Source organism: Collimonas pratensis (genome assembly GCF_001584185.1).
Classification (GTDB): domain Bacteria; phylum Pseudomonadota; class Gammaproteobacteria; order Burkholderiales; family Burkholderiaceae_D; genus Collimonas; species Collimonas pratensis.
Genome location: NZ_CP013234.1, coordinates 597571 through 620448, shown reverse-complemented (window position 1 = coordinate 620448; position 22878 = coordinate 597571). Strand labels below are relative to the sequence as shown.

The following is a 22878-nucleotide window of genomic DNA, read 5'->3' as shown; positions in this document are numbered from 1 at the left end:
TAATCGGACTTTATTTGACGGAAGCCCGTTCGAATGCATCCAGGATCGGTTGCAGCCGTTCGCGCTTCAGTTTCAGGGCAGCCTGGTTGACCACCAGGCGCGATGAAATGTCCATGATGTGTTCGACTTCAACCAAGTTGTTGGCGCGCAGGGTGCCGCCGGTGCTGACCAGGTCGACGATGGCGTCAGCCAGCCCCACCAGCGGCGCCAGCTCCATCGAGCCGTACAACTTGATGAGATCGACGTGCATGCCTTTGGCGGCAAAATGCTCGCGTGCCGTCAGCAGGTATTTGGTGGCCACGCGCAAACGCGCGCCCTGGCGGATCGCGCTGGCATAGTCAAAGCCGGCGGACACCGCGACCGACATGCGGCACTTGGCGATTTCCAGGTCGATCGGCTGATACAAGCCTTCGCCGCCGTGTTCCAGCAGCACATCCTTGCCGGCCACGCCGAAATCGGCGGCGCCGTATTGCACATAGGTCGGCACATCGGAGGCACGGACGATAATGACATTGACCAGCGGATCATTGGTCGACAGGATCAGCTTGCGCGAGGTTTCCGGATCTTCCGTGACTTCGATGCCGGCCGCCTTCAGCAGCGGCAACGTCTCTTCGAAGATGCGGCCCTTGGACAGGGCCAGGGTCAGCTTCTGGCTCATTTGATTCTTTCGATGTTGGCGCCGACAGCCGACAGCTTGCGCTCCATCTGATCGTAGCCGCGATCGAGGTGATACACGCGCTCGATCATGGTCTGGCCCTGCGCCACCAGGCCGGAGATCACCAGCGAAGCGGAAGCGCGCAAATCGGTCGCCATGACCGGCGCGCCGACCAGATGGTCGACACCCTTGATGATGGCGGTATTGCCTTGCACATCGATGGCAGCGCCGAGGCGGTTCATTTCCTGCACGTGCATGAAACGGTTTTCAAAGATCGTTTCGGTGACGTGGCTGGTGCCTTCGGCGATGCTGTTGAGCGACATGAACTGCGCTTGCATGTCGGTCGGGAAGCCAGGATATTCGGTAGTGCGGAAGCTGACTGCCTTCGGCCGCGCCGCCATCTGCACGCGGATCCAGTCGTCGCCGGAAGTCAGGATCACGCCGGCTTCGCGTAGCTTGTCGAGCACCGCGTCGAGGATGTGGCTGCGGGTGTTTTTCAGCATGACGTCACCGCCGGTGGCGGCCACGGCGCACAGGAAGGTACCGGTTTCAATGCGGTCGGCGATTACCGAATGTGCGGCGCCGTGCAGCTTGTCGACACCCTGGATCACCAGGCGGTCGGTGCCGATGCCGTCGATCTTGGCGCCCATCGCCACCAGCAGGTTGGCGAGGTCGCTGACTTCCGGTTCGCGCGCGGCGTTTTCCAGCACGGTTTCGCCGTCGGCCAGGGTCGCTGCCATCAGCAGGTTTTCGGTGCCGGTGACAGTGATCATGTCGGTCACGACACGGGTGCCTTTCAGCTTCTTGGCCTTGGCATGGATGTAGCCGGCTTCGATCGAAATTTCGGCGCCCATCGCTTGCAGACCTTTGATGTGCTGGTCGACCGGACGCGAGCCGATGCCGCAGCCGCCCGGCAGCGATACCTTGGCTTCGCCGAAGCGCGCCAGCAGCGGGCCCAGCACCAGGATCGATGCGCGCATGGTTTTCACCATTTCATACGGCGCTTCCAGATTGCTGATGGCGTCGCCCTGCAGGGTCACGAAATGGCCGTCCTGGGTCGCTTTCAGACCCATCTGGCGCAGCAGCTTGAGGATGGTCGAGACATCGTGCAGGTTCGGCACATTGCTGAGCTGCAGCTGGTCAGAGGTCAACAGACCGGCGCACAAGATAGGCAGCGCCGCATTTTTTGCGCCGGAAATAGTGATTTCACCGGAAAGGCGGTTGCCGCCTTGTATCAATAATTTATCCATTATTATTTCTCTCTTTGCTACACGTTATGGCTGGCCATCCGGACCAGAGATGTTCATCGGGCTGCGCTGGCTTAGACAAGCCGGCGCGCAATTAATTTGTAAATTAAGCGGCAAATTCTTCGGGCGTCAGGGTCTTCATCGACAGCGCATGGATCTCTTCGCGCATGCGGTCGCCCAGGGCCGCGTAGACGATCTGGTGGCGCTGTATCGGGCGCTTGCCGGCAAACGCCGCCGACACGATCACCGCCTTGAAATGCTGGCCGTCGCCCTCGACTTCCAGGTGCGAACATTCTAGGCCGGCGGCGATGTAACTTTTAACGAGATCGGGTGTTGGGAACATGATATTTTCTTACCGGTTAACTGTACGAACGAAACAAACGGAACGCAACGATTGGATTTAGTGGCGCAGCTTATAACCACGCCGTAGCATCTGCACCGCCAGCGTCGACAGCAGCGCCAGCGCGATGCAGATGATGGCCAGGCTGACCAGCGGATTGACGTCGGACTGGCCGAAGAAGCCGTAGCGGAAGCCGTCGATCATGTAGAAGAACGGATTCAGGTGCGACACCGCTTGCCAGAAGGGCGGCAACGACTTGATCGAATAAAACACGCCGGCCAGGAAGGTCAGCGGCATGATCAGGAAGTTCTGGAACACCGCCAACTGGTCGAACTTATCTGCCCAGATGCCGGCGATCAAACCCATGGTGCCCAGCAGCGCCGCGCCGAGGAAGGCGAAAATTACGATCCACCATGGCGCCACGAAGGACAGGTTGCCGAACCAGGCCGTGATCACGAACACGCCCAGGCCAACCATCAGGCCACGCACCACGGCGGCCAGCACGTAGCCGCCATACAGCTCCCAGTGCGACAGCGGCGGCAGCAGGACAAACACCAGATTGCCGGTCATTTTCGACTGTGTCAACGAGGACGAGGTATTGGCGAAGGCATTTTGCAACACGCTCATCATCACCAGGCCGGGAATCAGGAAAGCCGTGTACTGCACGCCCGGATAGACTTCCACGTGGTCTTTCAGCGTGTGGCCGAAAATCAGCAGGTACAGCATGGCGGTGAGAATCGGCGCACCGATGGTTTGCGTCGCGACTTTCCAGAAGCGCAGCACTTCCTTGTAAAACAGTGTTTGAAAACCGACCATCATTTGCCACCGCCTGCACTGTATTCGTCAGCGTAGACATTGAAGCCGTTGGCGCTGACCTTGCTATCCATGATCTGCAGGAACACGTCTTCCAGATCGGCCTGTTGCAGCTGCATGTCTTCGATCACCGCGCCGGCCTGGCGCAATGAAGCCAGGATCGGTTCGACATCGGCATACTGGTTGACGCGCAAGGAAAACTTGGCGCCGTCCGCATGCAGCACCAGGTGCTGCAAGGCCTCCGGCAAACTGCCGCTGGAGAGCTGCACGATGAGCTGGGAACCGGCGATGCGCTTGATCAACGCCGAGGTGGTATCCAGCGCGACCACCTGCCCCAGCTTGAGCATGGCGATGCGGTTGCACTGTTCCTGCGCTTCTTCCAGGTAATGCGTGGTCAGGACCACGGTGTGGCCTTCGCGGTTGAGGCGCGAAATGAAGCGCCACAAGGTCTGGCGCAGTTCGACGTCGACGCCGGCGGTCGGCTCGTCCAGCACGATCACGGGCGGCTTGTGCACCAGCGCCTGCGCCACCAGCACGCGGCGCTTCATGCCGCCGGAGAGTGCGCGCATATTGGTGTCGGCCTTGTTGGTGAGATCGAGGTTTTCCATCACCTCGTCGATCCATTTGTCGTTGTTCTTCAAGCCGTAATAGCCGGACTGCATGCGCAGGGTTTCGCGCACCGTGAAGAAGGGATCGAACACCAGCTCCTGCGGCACCACGCCCAGGTTGCGGCGCGCAGCGCGGTAGTCGCTGACCACGTCGTGGCCATGGATCGTGACATTGCCGGAATCGGGACGATTCAAACCGGCAATGATGGAAATCAAGGTGGTTTTGCCGGCGCCGTTAGGGCCGAGCAAGCCGAAGAATTCGCCTTCTTCGATGGTCAGTGAAACGCCGCCCAAAGCCTGCAAGGACTGGTAACGCTTCTTGACGTTAGTGATCTGAATCGCCGCCATGGATGCCTGGATACTCTGTGTGGGTGCCGCCGCGCCGCTGCCGCTTGCGTATCTGGAAACAATGCTTCCAGCCGCTCTGGCGCTGCGCCTGATGGCGTAACCCTTGATTATATTGGATTTTTGCTGCTGAGGCCGGGCAACGACTACAAACCCGGCGGACTACTGGAGAGAGAAAGGATGATGTCAGTGATGTCGTGGACTGGCAGCAACAACTACTGCCGCCGGCGCCAGCAAATCGGTGACGCCGTAAAGGTCGATCAGGCTTTCCAGGTTGGCTGGCAAGCTGGAAAAATGCAGGGTCAAACCTTGATTCATTGCCGCGACTTGCCATGCCAGCAAGGTTGCGACGGCGGCCGAGTCGACCGCCACCACATCGCTCAGGTCGATCTCGGTCTCGCCACCGGCGATCGCGCGCAAGCCCTCTTCCAGAGTGAGCTTGGCGTTACCGACAGTAAGCGAGTGAGATGGCCTGAACATGGTAATCAATCAATAAAATCTACAACTTTGGTATAACTTGGAATTACTTGCCCTGAGCAGCACGGGATTTGTTCTTGTCCGTCAACACCTTGATCAGGCCGTCGATGCCGGATTTGCCGATTTCCGAGGCAAATGTTCCCTTATATGACTCAACGAGCCAGGCACCCAGTACGTTGACATCATAGATCTTCCAGCTGGTGCCGGATTTTTCCATACGGTAATTCAGCTGGATAGGCTCGCCGCGCGGCTGGATCACTTGCGAACGCACTTCAACGTCGGTATCGGCCGGATCGCTGCGCATCGGCTTGAAATCGATCTTCTGGTCACGTACCTGGCGCAGGGCGCCGGAATAGGTGTAGATCAGCAGGCTGCGGAACTGGGTGATCAGCTGTTTCTTCTGATCATCAGTAGCATCGCGCCAGTAACGGCCGGCCGCCAGCGAGGTCATGCGCTCGAAGTCGACGTAGGGAATGATTTTTTCTTCCACCAGCGCCAGGATGTGTTTTTGATCACCGCCCTGGATGCTTTTGTCCGCCTTGGCGGAATCGATCACATCCTGGCTGATGCGCTTGACCAGTGCGTCAGGCGCTTCTTGCGCTTGCGCTGCGGCGGTGAACAACAGGCTGCCGACAGTCAGCGACAGCGCCAGGTATTTTTTCAGAATTTTCATATTTTCAACAATCTCGGTGGTTGTAGACGCCTCAAACAGCTGCTAAGTGGGGACTAAGACGCTAAATTCAAGCGTCGGTTCCAGCCGCCCGCGTTTCACTGGTCGGCTGCCTTGGTTTTTGCCGGTGCATCGCTCTTGTCGCTGTCTTTTTCGCCGCCCTTGTCTCCATGGTCGTCGTCATTGCCGCGGATCTGGCTTTGGCGACGTTGCGTGTAGGCATCACGGACAAATTCATATTTATCCAGCGCCGCATCTTCCAGCAGATCGCCGGCATCCAGCAGGTTGGCGCGCTTGTCGATCAGGCGCACCACGGAACCGGTATTACGCCAGCGCACCGGGTACTTGTAAGACCAGATGTCGCCGTAGAAATCCACTGGCAGCGCCGCGGTATCGCGGATATTCGACGGACCGAACAGCGGCAGCACCAGGTAAGGACCGGAGCCTACGCCCCATTTTCCCAAGGTCTGGCCGAAATCCTTGTTGTGTTTTTGCAAGCCGGCTTCCGAGCCGATATCCAGCAAACCGCCCAGGCCGAGGGTGGAATTGACGGCAACCCGCATCACATCCGACGTACCATCAGCAACGTTTCCCTGCAGGAAACCGTTGACCGAGCTCCAGACGTCGCCCAGGTTGCCGAAGAAGTTGTTGACGCCAGTCTGCACAAAGCTTGGCAGCCAGTTGCGGTAAGCGGTGGCGACCGGCTTCAGGGCCACCTTGTCGAGCGTGTCGTTGAAGCTGAACATGGCGCGATTGAAGCCTTCCAGCGGGTCTTGCGGATTGCTGGTGGTGGCACAGCCGCTCAATGCGGCGATCAGGGCCAGCGAGCCGAAGCGAGTCATGGTTTTCATTGTTCAGTGTCCTTTACGTCGGCGGCCTTGCTGTACAAGAACTGACTGATCAGGTTCTCCAGCACAATCGCAGACTGCGTTAATTTAATACGATCGCCGGCAGCCAGGTTCTTGGTGTCGCCGCCCGCCTCGATGCCGATATATTGTTCGCCCAGCAAACCTGCGGTCAGGATCTTAGCCGAACTGTCTTGTGGAAACAGATAGCGCTGGTCCATGTTCAGGGTTACTACGGCCTGGAAATTTTTGTCGTCGAAATTGATCGACGCCACCCGTCCAACCACCACACCGGCGCTTCTGACCGAAGCACGCACCTTCAAGCCGCCGATGTTGTCGAACCGGGTCACTACCGGATAAGTCTTGTTGAAAGTCGAGGTGCTCAGGTTACCGGCTTTCAGCGCCAGAAACGCCAAAGCCAGGACGCCGACCAGGACAAACATACCAACCCATACGTCTACTGTTTTTTGTTGCATGATTCATCACCTTAAAAATACCACTTGAGGCGAATAATCCCTCAAGAGAATAGTAACGAGAAGTAAAGCGCCCTGCTGCCCGCGACAGCAAACTTGACTCCGGCCAAAACCGGCAATCCGGTCGCAAAAACTAATTAAACATCAACGCTGTCAGCAGGAAATCCAGTCCCAACACTGCCAGCGAAGCAATCACGACGGTGCGCGTGGTGGCCCGGGAAACACCTTCCGGCGTCGGCTTGGCTTCATAACCCTGCCAGACCGCCACGAAGGTGACGGCAATACCGAAGACGATGCTTTTTACCACGCCGTTGAACACATCCAGCCAGACATCGACGCCGCCTTGCATTTGCGACCAGAACGCGCCTTCATCGACGCCGATCAGTTTGACGCCGACCAGGTAGCCGCCATAGATGCCGAGGGCGCTGAACAGTGCCGCCAGCATCGGCATCGCTACCACGCCGGCCCAGAAACGCGGCGCCACTACCCGTTGCATCGGGTCGACCGCCATCATTTCCATGGCCGACAGCTGCTCGCCAGCCTTCATCAGGCCGATTTCAGCCGTCAGCGAGGTACCGGCACGGCCGGCAAACAGCAGCGCGGTCACCACCGGACCCAGTTCACGCACCAGCGACAAGGCCACCAGCAAGCCCAGCGCCTGTTCGGAACCATATTTATTCAGAGTGTAATACCCTTGCAGGCCCAGCACGAAACCGACGAACAAGCCGGACACGCCAATGATCACCAGCGAATAGTTGCCGATGAAATGAATCTGGTCGGTGATCAGCCGCGGCCTGCGCCAGAGACCGAGCGAAGCGCGCAGGATCGCCAGGAACATGCGGGTGGCGACACCCAGTCCGGCAATCGACTCGCGTACCGTACGGCCGATTGCCGCAAGGGAATTGCTTACAAATTTAACGATAGAGCTCATCAGGTGCGCCCCTTCATGCCAAGATCCTCGGCCAGCGACTTGCCTGGATAATGGAAGGGTACCGGTCCGTCAGGTTCGGCATTGACGAATTGCTTCACGTACGGATGGTTCGATGCCTGCATCTCGGCCGGCGTACCCTGCGCCACGATCTGCCCCTGGGACAGGAAATACACATAGTCGGCGATGCCGAACGATTCGTGGACGTCATGCGATACCAGGATGCTGGTGGAGCCAAGCGCATCGTTGAGCTTGCGGATCAGGTTGGCGGTGACGCCCATCGAAATCGGATCAAGGCCGGCGAAAGGTTCATCGTACATGATCAGCGACGGATCCAGCGCGATCGCGCGCGCCAGCGCCACCCGGCGCGCCATGCCGCCGGAAATCTCGGACGGCTTCAGCTGCGCGGCATTGCGCAGGCCGACCGCATTCAGCTTGAGCAGCACCAGCTTGCTCAGCAGGTCTTCCGGCAGATCGGTGTGTTCGCGCAGCGGGAAGGCGACGTTTTCAAATGCCGTCAAGTCAGTAAACAAGGCGCCGCTCTGGAACAGCATGCCCATCTTGCGCCGCAGCGCATACAAGCCCGCGGTCGACAAAGTGTGTACGGTTTCGCCGTCGACCTTGACGCTGCCGGCCTGCGGACTCAGCTGGCCGCCGATCAGACGCAGGATCGTGGTTTTGCCGGAGCCGGAGCCGCCCATGACGGCGATCACCTTGCCGCGTGCGAAGTCCATGTTGAGACCCGATAAAATCGACCTCTCACCATAGCCAAACTGCAGATCACGAATTTCGACGATATTTGCCACACTGCTCACCGAATAAATCAAAGGGGGTATTGTAGTGCAAATGCGACAATCGTTCAGGGTGCGGCAATAGTAGTCAGACCGACATGTGCCTCTATTACAACAGTTTGACTATTGCCTGAATGCATGAACAAAATGCTGCATACAGAAAAAAAGAGTATGTCGGTATTGCCCCGGACATACTCTTTTTTGCTTCCAACTGCAGAGTTTAAGCTGCAGTGCATCAAAAATCAGCGCGGCAAAACCGACGCGCCCATCAGGTACTCATCCACTGCGCGCGCGCACTGGCGGCCTTCGCGGATCGCCCACACCACCAGCGACTGGCCGCGCCGCATGTCGCCGGCTGCGAACACTTTATCCACGGAAGTCTTGTAGCAGGCATCGCCTTCCGTGCTGGCCTTGGCGTTGCCGCGCGCATCCTTGTCGACGCCAAACGCTTCAAGCACCTGCGCCACCGGCGAGACGAAGCCCATCGCCAGGAACACCAGGTCGGCCTTCATTTCGAATTCCGAGTCCGGCACTTCCTGCATCTTGCCGTCTTTCCATTCGACACGGGCAGCGATCAGTTTCTCGACCTTACCATTTTTACCTTCCAGGCGCTTGGTCGCCACCGCCCAGTCGCGCTCGCAGCCTTCGTCGTGCGAGGACGAGGTGCGCAGCTTGGTTGGCCAGTAAGGCCAGACCAGCGGCTTGTTTTCCTGTTCCGGCGGTTGCGGCATCAGTTCGAACTGCTGGATCGATGCCGCGCCCTGGCGGTTCGAGGTACCGACGCAGTCGGAACCGGTATCGCCGCCGCCGATCACCACCACGTGCTTGCCGCCTGCCAGGATCTGGTCCTTGACCTTGTCGCCGGCATTGATCTTGTTTTGCTGCGGCAGGAAATCCATGGCGAAATGCACGCCCTTGAGTTCACGGCCAGGCACAGGCAGATCGCGCGGCTGCTCGGCGCCGCCGGCAATCACCACCGCGTCGAACTCTGCCTTCAGTTCTTCCGGTGAGACAGTCTTCTTGGCCCAGTTATTGACGTTGGCCGGGAAATCCTTGCCCACCAGCACGCTGGTACGGAAAGTCACGCCTTCCGCTTCCATCTGCTCGACGCGACGGTCGATATGCGATTTTTCCATCTTGAAATCGGGGATGCCGTAACGCAGCAAGCCGCCGACGCGGTCGCTCTTTTCAAACACCGTGACGTCATGGCCGATGCGCGCCAGCTGCTGCGCCGCCGCCAGGCCGGCAGGGCCGGAACCGACCACCGCGACTTTCTTGCCGGTTTTCACCAGGGGCGGTTGCGGCACGATCCAGCCGTTTTCCCAGCCCTTGTCGACGATGAAATGCTCGATCGACTTGATGCCGACCGGGTCGCTGTTGATGCCCAGGGTGCAGGCGCTCTCGCAAGGCGCCGGGCAGATGCGGCCGGTAAATTCCGGAAAATTATTGGTCGAATGCAGGGTTTCCAGCGCTTCGCTGTAGGCGCCGCGATACACCAGGTCATTCCAGTCAGGAATAATGTTGTTGACCGGGCAGCCGTTGTTGCAGAACGGAATACCGCAATCCATGCAACGCGCGCCCTGGGTTTTGGCGTCGCTGTCGCTCAGGCTGAGGATGAATTCCTTGTAGTGCTTCTTGCGTGCCTGCGGCGCTTCGTACGTTTCGCCGACTCGCTGAAATTCCATAAATCCTGTTACTTTTCCCATTTTCTTCCGCTTTCTGGCTGCAGGATGCGCCGCGGCAAAATCCGCCGCGGCACTCCTTATCTTTACTTGGCTAAGTGAGGTGTAAGCTGACGCGTAAATTAACGGTTACGCGGCGACTTTTTCTTTGGCCGGCGCCGCGCTCGCGACCGCGTTCAACTCGCCCAGCGCCCGCTTGTACTCAGTCGGGAACACCTTGACGAACTTGCTGCGCGACACGACCCAGTTATCCAGCAAGTTGCGCGCGCGCGTGCTGCCGGTGTACTTGAAGTGACGCTCGATCAGTCCCTTCAGGATCGCTTCGTCGGCCTGCACTTCGCCGCCGCGCGTGGTGCTGTGCCAGATCGCCTTGTCGATGGTGGCTTCCTGCTCGCCCTGGCTCAACACCGACTCCAGCGTGACCATCGCCATATTGCATTGCGCAGCGAAAGTGCCGTCCGGATCGTAGACATACGCCAGGCCGCCCGACATGCCGGCGCCGAAGTTGCGGCCGGTTTCGCCCAGCACCACTACCGTGCCGCCGGTCATGTATTCGCAACCGTGATCGCCAGTACCTTCGACCACCGCGATGGCGCCCGAGTTACGCACCGCGAAGCGCTCGCCGGCGACACCGTTGAGGAAAGCCTCGCCGGCAATCGCACCGTACAGCACCGTGTTGCCGGCGATGATGTTGTCGACCGCGCGGCCACGGAACTCGGTGTTCGGACGGACGATGATGCGGCCGCCCGACAAGCCCTTGCCGACGTAGTCATTGCCCTCGCCAACCAGATCCAGCGTCACGCCATGCGCCAGGAACGCGCCAGCCGACTGGCCTGCGGTGCCTTGCAGCTGGATATGGATGGTGTCGTCGGGCAGGCCCTCATGACCGTATTTCTTGGCGACTTCGCCGGACAGCATGGCGCCGACGGTGCGGTTGAGGTTGCGGATCGGTGAGATGAACGAGACCCGCTCGCCCTTGTCCAGCGCGGCTTTCGCTTGCGCGATCAACTTGTGGTCGAGCGCCTTGGCCAGGCCATGATCCTGCTCTTCGGTGTGGTAATACACGCCACCTTCCGGCAGGGCCGGCTGGTAGAAAATGCGGCTGAAATCCAAGCCCTGTGCTTTCCAGTGGGTCAGTGCGCGCGATTTGTCGAGCAGGTCGGCGCGGCCGATCAGTTCGTTGAAATCGCGCAGGCCCAGCTGCGCCATGATCTGGCGCACTTCTTCCGCGATGAAGAAGAAGAAATTGACCACGTGTTCCGGCTTGCCGGAGAACTTGGCGCGCAGCACCGGATCTTGCGTGGCGACGCCGACCGGGCAAGTGTTCAGATGGCACTTGCGCATCATGATGCAGCCTTCCACCACCAGCGGCGCAGTCGCAAAGCCGAATTCATCCGCACCCAGCAGCGCGCCAATGACGACATCGCGGCCGGTCTTCATCTGGCCGTCGGCCTGGACCCGGATGCGGTTGCGCAAGCCGTTCAGCACCAGCGTCTGCTGGGTTTCGGCCAGGCCCAGTTCCCATGGCGAACCGGCATGCTTGATCGAGGACAGCGGCGAAGCGCCGGTGCCGCCGTCATGGCCGGCGATCACGACGTGATCCGACTTGGCCTTGGCCACGCCTGCTGCCACCGTACCGACGCCCACTTCCGACACCAGCTTGACTGAAATCGAAGCGCGCGGATTGACGTTCTTGAGATCATGGATCAGCTGCGCCAGGTCTTCGATCGAATAGATGTCATGGTGCGGCGGCGGCGAAATCAGGCCCACGCCCGGCACTGAGAAACGCAGCTTGGCGATGTACTCGGACACCTTGTGGCCCGGCAGCTGGCCGCCCTCGCCCGGCTTGGCGCCCTGCGCCATCTTGATCTGGATCTGGTCGGCCGAAATCAGGTACTCGGCAGTAACGCCGAAACGTCCCGACGCCACCTGCTTGATGCGCGAACGCAGCGAATCGCCGGCTTGCAGCGGGATATCGACCTCGATGCGGTCCTTGCCGATCACCGACGCCAGCGTCTCGCCCTGCTTGATCGGGATGCCCTTGAGTTCCTGGCGATAGCGGTTCTCGTCTTCGCCGCCTTCGCCGGTATTCGACTTGCCGCCGATGCGGTTCATCGCCACTGCCAGCGTGGCGTGCGCTTCGGTCGAAATCGAACCGAGCGACATCGCGCCGGTAGCGAAACGCTTGACGATTTCCTTGGCCGGCTCGACTTCGTCCAGCGGGATCGCCTTGCTCGGATCGAGCTTGAATTCAAACAAGCCGCGCAGGGTCATGTGACGCTTGGACTGATCGTTGATCAGCTGGGCGTACTCTTTATAGCTGTTGAAATTGTTGGAACGGGTCGAATGCTGCAGCTTGGCGATCGCATCCGGCGTCCACATGTGCTCTTCGCCACGGATACGGAAAGCGTATTCGCCGCCGGCGTCGAGCGCGTTGGCCAGCACCGGATCGTCGCTGAAGGCAGCGCGATGCAGGCGCAAAGCTTCTTCCGCCACTTCAAACACGCCGATGCCTTCGACATTCGATGCGGTGCCCTTGAAGTACTTCTGGGTCATGGCCTTGTTCAGACCGATAGCTTCGAAAATCTGCGCGCCGCAATACGACATGTAAGTCGAAATACCCATCTTCGACATGACTTTCAGCAAGCCCTTGCCAACCGCCTTCTGGAAGTTGTAGATGGCTTTTTCCGGCGACAGCGCGCCCGGCAAGCCATGCGCCAGCTCGGTCAGGGTATCCATCGCCAGATAGGGATGGATAGCTTCCGCGCCGTAACCCGCCAGCAGTGCAAAGTGATGCGTCTCGCGCGCCGAACCGGTTTCCACCACCAGGCCGGTTGAAGTACGCAGGCCCTTGCTCACCAGATGCTGGTGGATGGCCGAAGTGGCCAGCAGGGCTGGAATCGCCACTTGCTCGGCGTCGACCTTGCGGTCCGACACGATCAGGATATTGTGGCCGGACTTGACCGCATCGACCGCCTTGGCGCACAGCGAGGCCAGGCGCGCTTCGATGCCTTCCTTGCCCCATGCAACCGGATAGCAGATGTTCAGCTCATGCGATTTAAATTTACCCCCAGTGTGGGCGCTGATGTTGCGCAACTTGGCGATATCGTCGTAGTTGAGGATAGGCTGCGACACTTCCAAGCGCATCGGCGGGTTGATGTTGTTGGTGTCCAGCATGTTCGGCTTTGGTCCGATGAAGGACACCAGCGACATCACCATCGCTTCACGGATCGGATCGATCGGCGGGTTGGTGACTTGCGCGAACAATTGCTTGAAGTAGTGGTACAGGGTCTTGTTCTTGTTGGACATGACCGCCAGCGGCGAGTCGTTGCCCATCGAGCCGATCGCCTCTTCGGCGGCAGCCGCCATCGGCGACATCAAGAACTTGATGTCTTCCTGGGTGTAGCCGAACAGCTGCTGGCGATCCAGCAGCGGGATGGTGGAGCCGGATTCGGACGGCTCCGCTTTCAGCTCGTCCAGCTTGACCCGCACCGATTCGATCCACTGCTTGTAGGGCTTGGCGTTGGCGAAAGTGTCTTTCAATTCCTTGTCGTCGATGATGCGGCCGGCGTCAAGGTCGATCAGGAACATCTTGCCCGGCTGCAGACGCCATTTCTGGATGATCTTGGATTCCGGGATCGGCAGCACGCCGGATTCGGAGGCCATCACCACGAAGTCGTCGTCAGTGACGATGTAACGCGCCGGGCGCAAGCCGTTGCGGTCCAGCGTGCCGCCGATGTGGCGGCCGTCGGTAAACGCCATCGCTGCCGGGCCATCCCATGGCTCCATCATCGCGGCGTGGTATTCGTAGAAGGCGCGGCGGTTGTCATCCATGGTGGTGTGGTTTTCCCACGCTTCCGGGATCATCATCATCATCGCCTGGGCGATCGGATAACCGGCCATCAGCAACAGTTCCAACGCGTTGTCGAAACAGGCGGTGTCGGACTGGCCTTCATAGATCAGCGGGAACAGCTTCTTCAGGTCGTCGCCCAGCACGTGCGACTTCATCACGCCTTCACGCGCGCGCATCCAGTTGAAGTTGCCCTTGACGGTGTTGATTTCGCCGTTGTGCGCCAGCAGGCGATACGGGTGGGCCAGCGGCCATTCCGGGAAAGTATTGGTGGAGAAGCGTTGATGCACCAGCGCCAGCGCCGACAGGCAACGCGGATCCTGCAGGTCCTTGTAATAGACGCCGACCTGGTCCGCCAGCAGCAAGCCCTTGTAGACCACGGTACGGGCCGACATCGACGGCACGAAGAATTCCTTGCCGTGCAACAGGTTCAGAGCCTGGATCGCGTGGCCAGAGGATTTACGGATCACATACAACTTACGCTCGAGTGCATCGGTGACCATGATGTCCGGGCCGCGGCCGATAAAGATCTGGCGGATCACCGGTTCCTTGTCGCGCACGGTGGGCGACATCGGCATTTCGATATCCACCGGCACATCACGCCAGCCCAGCACGACCTGGCCTTCAGCCAGCACCGCGCGTTCGATCTCCTGCTCGCAAGCGATGCGGGAAGCGTTCTCTTTTGGCAAGAACACCATGCCGACGCCGAATTCGCCTGGCGGCGGCAAGGTCACGCCCAGCTTCGCCATCTCTTCGCGGTAGAACTGGTCCGGCACCTGAATCAAGATCCCAGCGCCGTCGCCCATCAGCTTATCCGCCCCAACCGCACCCCGGTGATCGAGATTCTTCAGGATCAGCAAACCCTGCTCAATGACCGAGTGGCTCTTGTTGCCTTTGATGTGAGCAATAAAACCGACGCCACAGGCATCGTGTTCATTAGCCGGATCGTATAAACCTTGCGCTTGCATAACGTTGCTCCACCACTTTGAGAGTAAGGATATTAAGAATAGTGCAGACGTCCACAGACTTCAATCACAATAATTAGGGTCAGAGTCAAATTAATTAGGATTATTTTTGCACCAAAATTAAATAGGGTCAGAGTCAATTTGATGCATTCGAATGCCTGGTCATCATTTCTGTTATTTTTTTGTTGCCGGCGCCGCTACGGCCTCTGCCGACTCCGGCCGCGCCTTGAAAGGCCGCCCCCGCCGGGCCGGGCGCACTCTCGCCGAGCCCTGTTTTTCCAGCTTGGCCTTGAACATTTCAGAGCCTAGCGGCCAGCCCTTGTTGGTGGCATCCATCAATTGCTTCGCCTCTGTCGATGTAAGCGCTTGCTCAGCCATTTCCTTATATGCAGCTTCACGGTCAAAAGGCGTGTTGCCCAAGGCCCAGTACAAGGCATGGTCGGTCACCAGCGGATCCGGCTTAACCCCAACATGGTGCAGATAACTCGACCAGGGGTACTCTCCCGGCGACGAAGTAATGCCGGCGCGCACCGGATTCTGGTCGATGTAGCAGCTGCACAACATGAAATAGCGCTCTGAATCGATCACTGTGGCCCTGTAGCGTCCCTGCCACAAAGTCCCTTCACGTGCATATTTCTGATTGAAATATGGCACATAATGTCTCCCTACCCACTGCATCATCCGTGCCAAGCCCTCCACGTCGCTAGGCGTCGCCAGCAAGTGAATATGATTAGTCATCAGCACATAGCCATGGATAGCGACCTTGAACTGCCTGGCCGCATCGCGCAAACGGCCCAGAAAATTCACATAATCTTCGGTTTCACGGAAAATTGCCTGCCGGTCAACACCCCGCTGAATAAGGTGGTGCGGCTGATTGGGAATGACGAGACGAGGTAAGCGAGCCATGACAAAAGGAAAGCAGTTTAGGTGCCTTCATTTTATCCATTAATTCGACTCTGACCCCATTAGTGCTTTCTTAAATCGACTCTGACCCTAATTGTTTTTACTTAATTGGGGTCAGATACCGTCTTGAATAGCAAGCCCGTTAGTTAAATAATTTGGATCGAAGGGCTTGCCAGTACGAACCACTCCGTAAATCAGATGTGTCATTTTGTGCATGACAGCGCCGATGACGGCCTTTTTCGCCATGCCGGTGGCCAATAGCCGCTCAGCAAAGCAACGTAGTAGCGGGTTGTGTCGACATGCTACCAAGCTAGGCATGTAAAGCGCCGCTCGCATCGACTTGCTTCCTGCCCGGCTAATCATGGTTCGACCTTTGATGGAGGTGCCGGAGCTGCGTTGTTTCGGGGTTACGCCGAGAAATGCGGCAAATGCCTTGCCGCTGCCAAATCGACGGATATCGCCTAACTGACCCAGGATTCTTGCCACCGTGGTGGTGCCGATGCCCGGGATGCTGGTGATGAGTTCGGCATCACGCTTGAGGCCGGGATGTCGATCAATGTGATCATTGATGTCCTCCTCCAACTTCTTGATTTCGGTGCTTAGCCAGGCGATGTGTTGGTTCACATGGTCGGCGACGTCGGTCATGCCGGTGAAGGTGTTGGCTTCAAGCCGATTTTGTTCCTGCTGGCGAATATCTTTTAAGGCTTGTACTCGCAGCGACCAGGCCCGCAGCTGGCGTTGCTCCAGCGGTGGCGGCATCCAAGGTGCCGGCTTCATGGCGGCGCAATAGCGCGCAATGAGGCCGGCATCGGCGATGTCGTTCTTGTTGCGAATATTTTCACTATGGCCGAAGCCTTTGATGCAGGCCGGATTGACCACGCTAACGCTCACTCCTGCGTCATGCAGCGCCAATGCCACCGGCTCATAATAAATCCCAGTGGCCTCCATGCAGACATGCAGCGTTTCTTTAGCGACTTTCGCCTTGCTTAGCCACTCCAGGAGTGATTTGTATCCGTCGGCAGAATTCTCCACCACCTTGGCCTTGGTCTTGCCGTTGACCAGCAAGGCAATATCGAGCTTCTTCTTGCTCACATCGATACCAACAACTGCACATACCGTTTCCATTTTTGACCTTTCTCGTATGCGGGCTTACGCATCAGGCGATGGTCCAAGATACCGTTCGGACTTATAAAATGAAACAGGCAGAGGCGCCTATCTGACCCACGTGCTCAATGGCACTCAGTCTAATCGGCATCACTCTGCCCGGCCGCTTCTACATCCTTATTATCCGATGGCGACGCGGTAGGTTCAATATACGAGAGTCGATTTATTGCTTCGTCCTGAAGGATCTGGCTGAGGGCGTCGAAGGCTGGGGAGCTGTAGTCGTGGCGGCGGATCAGGTAGGTGGGGACTTGGCCGGCGGGGCCGATGGGGTGGATTGCGAGGCTTTCGCTGCAGTTGTGGAGTTCGAGTACGGAGCGCGGCGCCAGGGCGACGCCGGCGCCGGCGGCGACACAGGCCAGCATGGCGTGATAGGAGCCTAGCTCGAGGATGCGGTCGGGGCGGCGGCCCGGGATGCTGCCTGAGGCTAGCCAGTTTTCGGCGTGGCGGCGGTAGGCGCAGCCGTTTTCGAAGGCGATCAGGGTGTGGGTCTGGAGGTCGTCCGGGCTGTTGATCGGCGGGTGGTTGCGCGGGGCCAGCAGCACCAGCTCTTCGGCATACAGGGGCAAGATCGTCAACAGCGGGTCTTCCAATGGTCCGGCAACCAGTGCGGCATCGAGGGTGAAAGCGCGTACGCGGTCGATCAGTTGCTGGGTCGGGCCGGTGCTCAGTTCCAGCTGCACGGCCGGCCATTGCTGGTGGAAGCGCGCCAGCGGCAGCGGCAAGCGGCTGGCCGCGGTGCTTTCCATGGAGCCTATGCGCAAGCGCCCTTGCGGTACGGCCGGCTGCACCGCTTCGCGTGCCTCAATGGCAAGGTTCAGCAGGCGCTCAGCATAGTCCAGCAGGGTTTCACCGGCCGGCGTCAGCACCAGACGCTTGTGGTTGCGGGAAAACAGGCTGACGCCCAGCGATTGCTCCAGCTGGCGGATGCGGGTGGTGACATTCGATTGCACTCGGTGCAATTGCTCCGCTGCGCGGGTAATGCCACCCTCGCGCACTACCGTGCGGAAGATTTCCAGAGACAGGAGATCCATAGATCATCTCATTTAAAGATGGATAACATTCTTATTATTCATTTTTCAGGATGATTATGTCAAGGTAGGATGAATACCATCCAACCCGGTGCAGTGCCGGCGCCATGTCGTTTAGAGTACAACCGTATCAAGATGGTCTTTCCTCAGGAGCCTCAACATGCCCAGCATCCACTTGCATTCCGCCTCGCACAGCGCATCGTTCGCCGCACAGCTCGACCTCCGCTATCCGATCGTGCAGGGCCCCATGAACGGCGGCTCGCCGATTGAATTGGTGACGCAAGTCTGCAACGCCGGCGGCCTGGGTTCGTTTGCGGCCGCGCTGCTTTCGCCTCCTGCGATCATCGAAGCGGTGAAGAAGATCCGCACACTGACGACACGACCTTTCAATGTCAATTTATTCATCCTGGAAACCAGCCAGCCCCCCGAAGCAGAAATCGCCATGGCAGAAGAACTTCTGCTGCCGTTCCGTGACGCGCTCGGCCTTGGTCCCGCAACACGGCCGCAGAAATACAGCGAGAATTTCGAGGAGCAACTGGCTGCCTTGCTGGAAGCCGCGCCGCCGGTGGTTAGCTTCACCTTCGGCATCCTGTCCGCCGATACGGTGGCGCAGTTCCAGGCCAAAGGCAGCAAGGTGATCGGCACCGCCACCACGGTGGCCGAAGCGGTGGCCTGGGAACAGGCCGGCGCGGATTTCGTTTGCCTGCAGGGCTCTGAAGCCGGCGGCCATCGCGCCACCTTCCTCGGCAACATCGAACAATCCAGCGTCGGCTTGATGACGCTGATCCCGCAGGCAGCGGCGGCGGTTAAGCTGCCGCTGATCGCCGCCGGTGGCATCATGGATGGCCGCGGCATCGCTGCCGCCCTGCTGCTGGGCGCCCAGGCAGCACAGCTCGGCACCGCCTTCCTGGCTTGTCCGGAATCCGGCATCGCGCCTGCATGGCGCGCGCAGCTGGCCGTCGCACGCGACGACAGCACACGCCTGACCCGCAGCTTCTCGGGCCGCCATGCCCGCGGCATCGTCAATGCCTACATGGAGCAAATGGCGACCCATGAAGGCGCGCTGCCAGCGTATCCGGTGCAAAATGCCCTGAGCGCTGAAATCCGCCAGACCGCAGCCAAGCTCGGCCGGCCGGAATTCATGTCGCTCTGGGCCGGCCAGGGCGTGGCCATGGCGCGGCCGATGCCGGCAGCGCAACTGGTCGCCACGCTGGCGGCTGAACTGCAGGCGCCGCATGCCATCAACTACTAACGCGAGAAGCCAATTGCATGAAGCTCAATCCGCCGCAGCCGTCGGCATAGCGATGAAGATGGAACAACACCGGGAAGCATGGCGCGTAGCCTTGGCCGGCGCACTGTGCCTAGCGGTGGCAATGGGCATAGGCCGCTTCGCTTTCACTCCGCTGCTGCCGATGATGCTGCACGATGGCGTAATCGACCTGACAGCGGGCGGCTGGCTGGCGACAGCGAACTACCTTGGTTATTTCATCGGCGCCCTGCTGTGCATGGTCTTGCGCGGCAGCGCCACCCGTTTCATCCGCACCGGCCTGGCCGCAACGGTGTTGCTGACCCTCGGCATGGGACTATGGCAATCGCCCGGCTTGTGGCTGGTGCTGCGCACGCTGGCCGGCATCGCCAGCGCCTGCACCTTCGTGTTTGCCTCCGGCTGGTGTTTGCAGCGTTTGGCGCAGCTGCAGGCGCCGGCGCTGGGCGGCATCATCTATTGCGGCCCCGGCCTCGGCATCCTGCTGACCGGACTGGCCACCAGCGCGATGGTGTCGCATCACTGGAAAGCGTCTTATGGCTGGCTCAGTTACGCCCTACTGGCCTTGCTGCTGACAGCAATCGTCTGGCGCACCTTCGCCGGGCCTGCAGTCAGCTTGACCCCGGCCGCCGCGGCCTCTCCCCAGGCACTGCCGCCAGCCCAGATCGTACGGCAGACGCGCGGCCTGACCATCGCCTACGCCCTGGCCGGATTCGGCTACATCATTACCGCAACTTTCCTGCCGGTGATCGCGCGCCAGGCCTTGCCCGGCTCCAGCTGGCCGGACCTGTTCTGGCCCTTGTTCGGGATCAGCGTTTCACTGGGCGCCTGGCTGGCGACGCACTTGCCGGTACATTGGGACAACCGCCTGCTGCTCGCAGCCTGCTACCTGCTGCAGGCAACCGGCATCCTGATCGGCGTGGCCTCACCCAGCGTGTTCGGCTTTGCACTCGGCAGCATCTTGCTGGGCTTGCCGTTTACCGCGATTACCTTGTTTGCGATGCGCGATGCGCGGCGCCTGCGTGGCGACCAGGCGCGCAGCCTGATGGGCTTGCTGACGGCCACCTACGGCATCGGCCAGATTGTCGGGCCGCCGCTGGCGACTCGCCTGGTGCAAGGCAGCGGCAACTTCACCTCATCGCTGTGCGTGGCGGCCTTCACGCTGGTGGCAGGCGCCGGCCTGTTGGGCTTGATGTATCGGGAAAGCCGGCAGGCGCAAACTTGAGCTATTCGCTGCTGAATTCGGCAGCGGCCTTGGCGGTCCACAGCGCCTTGTTATAAGAGGGGAATGCGGCGTCGTAGCTGTCGATGACGCCATCCTCGCCGACAAAATGCACCCACCAACCGGCGGCATCCTGCACCAGCGCGATATCGCCGTTACGGCAATGTTCCAGCACCGCTTCGCCCTCGGCCAGGGTGACGATATTGACACGGCGATGCTTGATGACGCTCGCCATGGACCTAGCGGAACGCCGGTTCGCTGAAGCTGCGCAGCTTGCGGCTGTGCAGTTGTTCCACGCCCTGGTTGCGCAACAGTTCCAGCGCCTTGATGCCGATCTTCAAATGCTGGTTGACGCGCTGCTCGTAAAAGCGGTTCGCCATGCCCGGCAATTTGATTTCACCGTGCAACGGCTTGTCGGAGACGCACAGCAAGGTGCCGTAAGGGACGCGGAAACGGAAGCCATTGGCGGCCACCGTCGCGCTTTCCATATCCAGCGCAATCGCGCGGCTCTGGTTGAAGCGCAGCAAAGGCTTGCGATGGTCGCGCAGCTCCCAGTTGCGATCGTCGATCGAGGCCACCGTGCCGGTGCGCATGATGCGTTTCAGTTCATAACCTTCCAGCTGGGTGATGGTGGCTACCGCATCCTGCAGCGCCAGCTGTACCTCGGCCAGCGCCGGCACCGGCACCCACAGCGGCAGGTCGTCGTCCAGCACATGGTCGTCGCGCACATAGGCATGCGCCAGCACGTAATCGCCCATGCGCTGCGAGGTCGACAGACCGGCACAATGACCGAGCATGATCCAGCCGTGCGGACGCAAGACCGCGACGTGATCAGTAATGGTCTTGGCGTTCGACGGCCCGACACCGATATTGATCAGCGTAATGCCGGAACCGTCGGCGCGCTGTAGATGGTAAGCCGGCATCTGCGGCTGGCGCGCCGGCGCCACGCCGGTCAGCGAACGGTCAGACGGCAAGTCGTCGAGGTTGGCGTTCCAGGTGGTGAGGTCGCCCGGTTCGACAAACGCGGAATACTGCTGGCGATAGGCGCGCTGCTCCGGATCGCTGGTGGCTTGCATCAGCTCGCGTCCCATGCGGATGAACTCGTCGATATAGAAAGCGTAATTGGTGAACAGCACATAGCGCTGGAAACGATCGGGCGAGGTCGCCGTGTAGTGCTTCAGCCGGTGCAGCGAATAGTCGACGCGCGGCGCGGTGAACAGCGCCAGCGGATGCGGATCGCCGGGCAGCTCTTCAAAAGTGCCGTTGACGATGCGGTCGTCCATGGTCGCCAGGTTGGGCAGGTCGAACACATCCGGCAGCGTGCGCAGATGATCGGGATCGAGTGTGCCCTCGACGTGGATCCCTTCGGGAAAAGCGAAGTGCACCGGGATCGGCATTTCGCTGACGCCGATTTCCAGCGGCACGTCATGGTTGTCGCGCAGCAGCTTGAACTGGCTGACCAGGTAATTGGTATACAGCGAGGGCCGCGTCAGCGTGGTTTCATAGACGCCGGGACCGGAGACGAAACCGAAGGAATGGCGCGTATCCGCACGGGTATTGAATTCAGTGGTGACGCGCACAAAGGGATAGCAGGCGCGCACCCGTTCCGGCATCACCTCGCCGCTGGCAAAGCGCTTGAATGCCTCGCGCAGCAAGGCGGTGTTGTGGTCGTAGATTTCGCGCACGCGCTCGACGGCGGCGTGGGGATCGGTGAATTGCTCAGTGGGGAACATTGAATCTCCGTTGCAGTAGCTGTGCGTTCAGGCCCGGGCATCATGTCCCGGCCATACAACTCAATTCTACTGTGATTGGAGAAGCAGTGCGCAGAGAGAATGCGCACGCCGGCCGCAGCCATTATTTCAGCAAATCGTACTTGCCGCCTCTTTCAATCGCACGCTGATAGGCTGGCCGCGCATGAATCCGCTGCAGGAAATCGAGCAGGCGCGGACGGCTGGCGTCCAGGCCGCCGCGCGACTGCATGGCTTCCAGCGGGAAGCTCATCTGGATATCGGCGGCGCTGAATTCCACGCCGGCAAACCAGGCCGATTTTTCCAGCTCGCCTTCGAGGAAATCCAGGTGCGATTTGAGTTGCGGATCGATGTAACTGCGCTGCACGCCGTTCGAGATCATGCGCGCCAGCGGCCGCAGCAAGGCCGGCATCGGCGGCTTGCCGAGACGGCCGAAGATCAGCTTCATCAGCAAAGGCGGCATGGCCGACCCTTCGGCGTAATGCAGCCAGTAGGTATAGCGCAAACGGTCTTTGCTGTCGGCCGCGGGAATCAGGCGGCCGTAGCTGTATTTCTGCATCAGGTAGTCGATGATCGCACCCGACTCGGCGATAGTGTTGTCGCCATCGGTAATCACCGGCGACTTGCCGAGCGGGTGAACCGCCCGCAGCTCGGGCGGCGCCAGCATGGTTTTCGGGTCGCGCTGGTAGGCCTTGATTTCATAGGCCAGCCCCAGTTCTTCGAGCAGCCACAGCACGCGCTGCGAACGGGAGTTGTTGAGATGGTGAACAAGAATCATGGTCGGCAAGTCCGGTCAGGTAAATGGGTTCGCTGCAGCGTATATCGGGAAATAATTGCTGCTAGCGTAACCCATTTACCGG

21 protein-coding genes are annotated in these 22878 nt (G+C 59.8%); 2 read left to right on the top strand and 19 right to left on the bottom strand.

Going from position 1 to position 22878, the window contains the following annotated elements; all coding sequences use genetic code 11:
- Positions 1–10: 10 nt before the first annotated feature.
- From hisG to CPter91_RS02695, 16 genes are all read right to left on the bottom strand, one after another.
- On the bottom strand, positions 11–658 hold the full coding sequence (gene hisG / locus CPter91_RS02770; RefSeq protein ID WP_061936615.1) for an ATP phosphoribosyltransferase: 648 nt from the start codon (positions 656–658) through the stop codon (positions 11–13).
- The gene (gene murA / locus CPter91_RS02765) at positions 655–1905 is read right to left on the bottom strand and encodes a UDP-N-acetylglucosamine 1-carboxyvinyltransferase (protein ID WP_061936612.1); all 1251 of its coding nucleotides are present in this window, start codon (positions 1903–1905) and stop codon (positions 655–657) included. The genes hisG and murA overlap by 4 nt, the downstream gene beginning before the upstream one ends.
- A gap of 103 nt (positions 1906–2008) precedes the next feature.
- On the bottom strand, positions 2009–2245 hold the full coding sequence (locus CPter91_RS02760) for a BolA family protein (RefSeq protein ID WP_061936609.1): 237 nt from the start codon (positions 2243–2245) through the stop codon (positions 2009–2011).
- A 57-nt stretch (positions 2246–2302) separates the two neighbouring features.
- Positions 2303–3058, bottom strand: a complete 756-nt coding sequence (locus tag CPter91_RS02755) for an ABC transporter permease (RefSeq protein WP_061945770.1) — start codon at positions 3056–3058, stop codon at positions 2303–2305.
- Complete coding sequence (locus CPter91_RS02750) at positions 3058–4011, bottom strand: ABC transporter ATP-binding protein (protein WP_061936606.1); 954 nt, start codon at positions 4009–4011, stop codon at positions 3058–3060. The genes CPter91_RS02755 and CPter91_RS02750 overlap by 1 nt, the downstream gene beginning before the upstream one ends.
- A gap of 183 nt (positions 4012–4194) precedes the next feature.
- Positions 4195–4488 (bottom strand): STAS domain-containing protein, encoded by a 294-nt coding sequence (locus CPter91_RS02745; protein ID WP_061936603.1) that lies wholly within the window; start codon positions 4486–4488, stop codon positions 4195–4197.
- Positions 4489–4531: 43 nt separating this feature from the next.
- Positions 4532–5158, bottom strand: a complete 627-nt coding sequence (locus tag CPter91_RS02740; protein WP_061936601.1) for an MlaC/ttg2D family ABC transporter substrate-binding protein — start codon at positions 5156–5158, stop codon at positions 4532–4534.
- A 95-nt stretch (positions 5159–5253) separates the two neighbouring features.
- Positions 5254–6006 carry an MlaA family lipoprotein gene (locus CPter91_RS02735; RefSeq protein WP_061936598.1) on the bottom strand — a complete coding sequence of 251 codons (753 nt, stop codon included), beginning with the start codon at positions 6004–6006 and terminating at the stop codon, positions 5254–5256.
- The gene (gene mlaD / locus CPter91_RS02730; protein ID WP_061936595.1) at positions 6003–6476 is read right to left on the bottom strand and encodes an outer membrane lipid asymmetry maintenance protein MlaD; all 474 of its coding nucleotides are present in this window, start codon (positions 6474–6476) and stop codon (positions 6003–6005) included. The genes CPter91_RS02735 and mlaD overlap by 4 nt, the downstream gene beginning before the upstream one ends.
- Positions 6477–6606: 130 nt before the next feature.
- Entirely contained in the window at positions 6607–7404 is a 798-nt protein-coding gene (gene mlaE, locus CPter91_RS02725; protein ID WP_061936592.1) for a lipid asymmetry maintenance ABC transporter permease subunit MlaE, read from the bottom strand.
- On the bottom strand, positions 7404–8207 hold the full coding sequence (locus CPter91_RS02720) for an ABC transporter ATP-binding protein (RefSeq protein WP_061945768.1): 804 nt from the start codon (positions 8205–8207) through the stop codon (positions 7404–7406). Before CPter91_RS02720 ends, mlaE begins: the two co-directional genes overlap by 1 nt.
- Before the next feature lie 227 nt (positions 8208–8434).
- Complete coding sequence (locus CPter91_RS02715; protein WP_061936589.1) at positions 8435–9898, bottom strand: glutamate synthase subunit beta; 1464 nt, start codon at positions 9896–9898, stop codon at positions 8435–8437.
- Between the two features lie 105 nt (positions 9899–10003).
- Positions 10004–14692 (bottom strand): glutamate synthase-related protein, encoded by a 4689-nt coding sequence (locus CPter91_RS02710; RefSeq protein WP_061936586.1) that lies wholly within the window; start codon positions 14690–14692, stop codon positions 10004–10006.
- A gap of 171 nt (positions 14693–14863) precedes the next feature.
- On the bottom strand, positions 14864–15595 hold the full coding sequence (locus CPter91_RS02705; protein WP_061936583.1) for a transposase: 732 nt from the start codon (positions 15593–15595) through the stop codon (positions 14864–14866).
- Positions 15596–15706: 111 nt separating this feature from the next.
- Positions 15707–16717: an IS110 family RNA-guided transposase gene (locus tag CPter91_RS02700; RefSeq protein ID WP_061936580.1), complete on the bottom strand. Its 1011-nt coding sequence runs from the start codon at positions 16715–16717 to the stop codon at positions 15707–15709.
- A gap of 119 nt (positions 16718–16836) precedes the next feature.
- Positions 16837–17787 (bottom strand): LysR family transcriptional regulator, encoded by a 951-nt coding sequence (locus tag CPter91_RS02695; protein ID WP_061936578.1) that lies wholly within the window; start codon positions 17785–17787, stop codon positions 16837–16839.
- 157 nt (positions 17788–17944) lie between these two features.
- Here CPter91_RS02695 and CPter91_RS02690 point away from each other — a divergent pair, with 157 nt between their 5' ends.
- Both CPter91_RS02690 and CPter91_RS02685 read left to right on the top strand, forming a co-directional pair.
- A complete protein-coding gene (locus CPter91_RS02690; RefSeq protein ID WP_061936575.1) occupies positions 17945–19036 on the top strand; it encodes an NAD(P)H-dependent flavin oxidoreductase in 1092 nt (363 codons plus the stop codon).
- A gap of 58 nt (positions 19037–19094) precedes the next feature.
- On the top strand, positions 19095–20273 hold the full coding sequence (locus CPter91_RS02685) for a YbfB/YjiJ family MFS transporter (RefSeq protein WP_061945766.1): 1179 nt from the start codon (positions 19095–19097) through the stop codon (positions 20271–20273).
- A gap of 1 nt (position 20274) precedes the next feature.
- Here CPter91_RS02685 and CPter91_RS02680 read toward each other — a convergent pair whose 3' ends face one another.
- The 3 genes from CPter91_RS02680 to CPter91_RS02670 all read right to left on the bottom strand — a co-directional run bounded on the left by CPter91_RS02680 (position 20275) and on the right by CPter91_RS02670 (position 22796).
- On the bottom strand, positions 20275–20505 hold the full coding sequence (locus tag CPter91_RS02680) for a hypothetical protein (RefSeq protein ID WP_061936572.1): 231 nt from the start codon (positions 20503–20505) through the stop codon (positions 20275–20277).
- A gap of 4 nt (positions 20506–20509) precedes the next feature.
- Complete coding sequence (locus tag CPter91_RS02675; RefSeq protein ID WP_061936569.1) at positions 20510–22003, bottom strand: AMP nucleosidase; 1494 nt, start codon at positions 22001–22003, stop codon at positions 20510–20512.
- A gap of 121 nt (positions 22004–22124) precedes the next feature.
- The gene (locus CPter91_RS02670) at positions 22125–22796 is read right to left on the bottom strand and encodes a glutathione S-transferase (RefSeq protein WP_061936566.1); all 672 of its coding nucleotides are present in this window, start codon (positions 22794–22796) and stop codon (positions 22125–22127) included.
- Positions 22797–22878 lie beyond the last annotated feature (82 nt).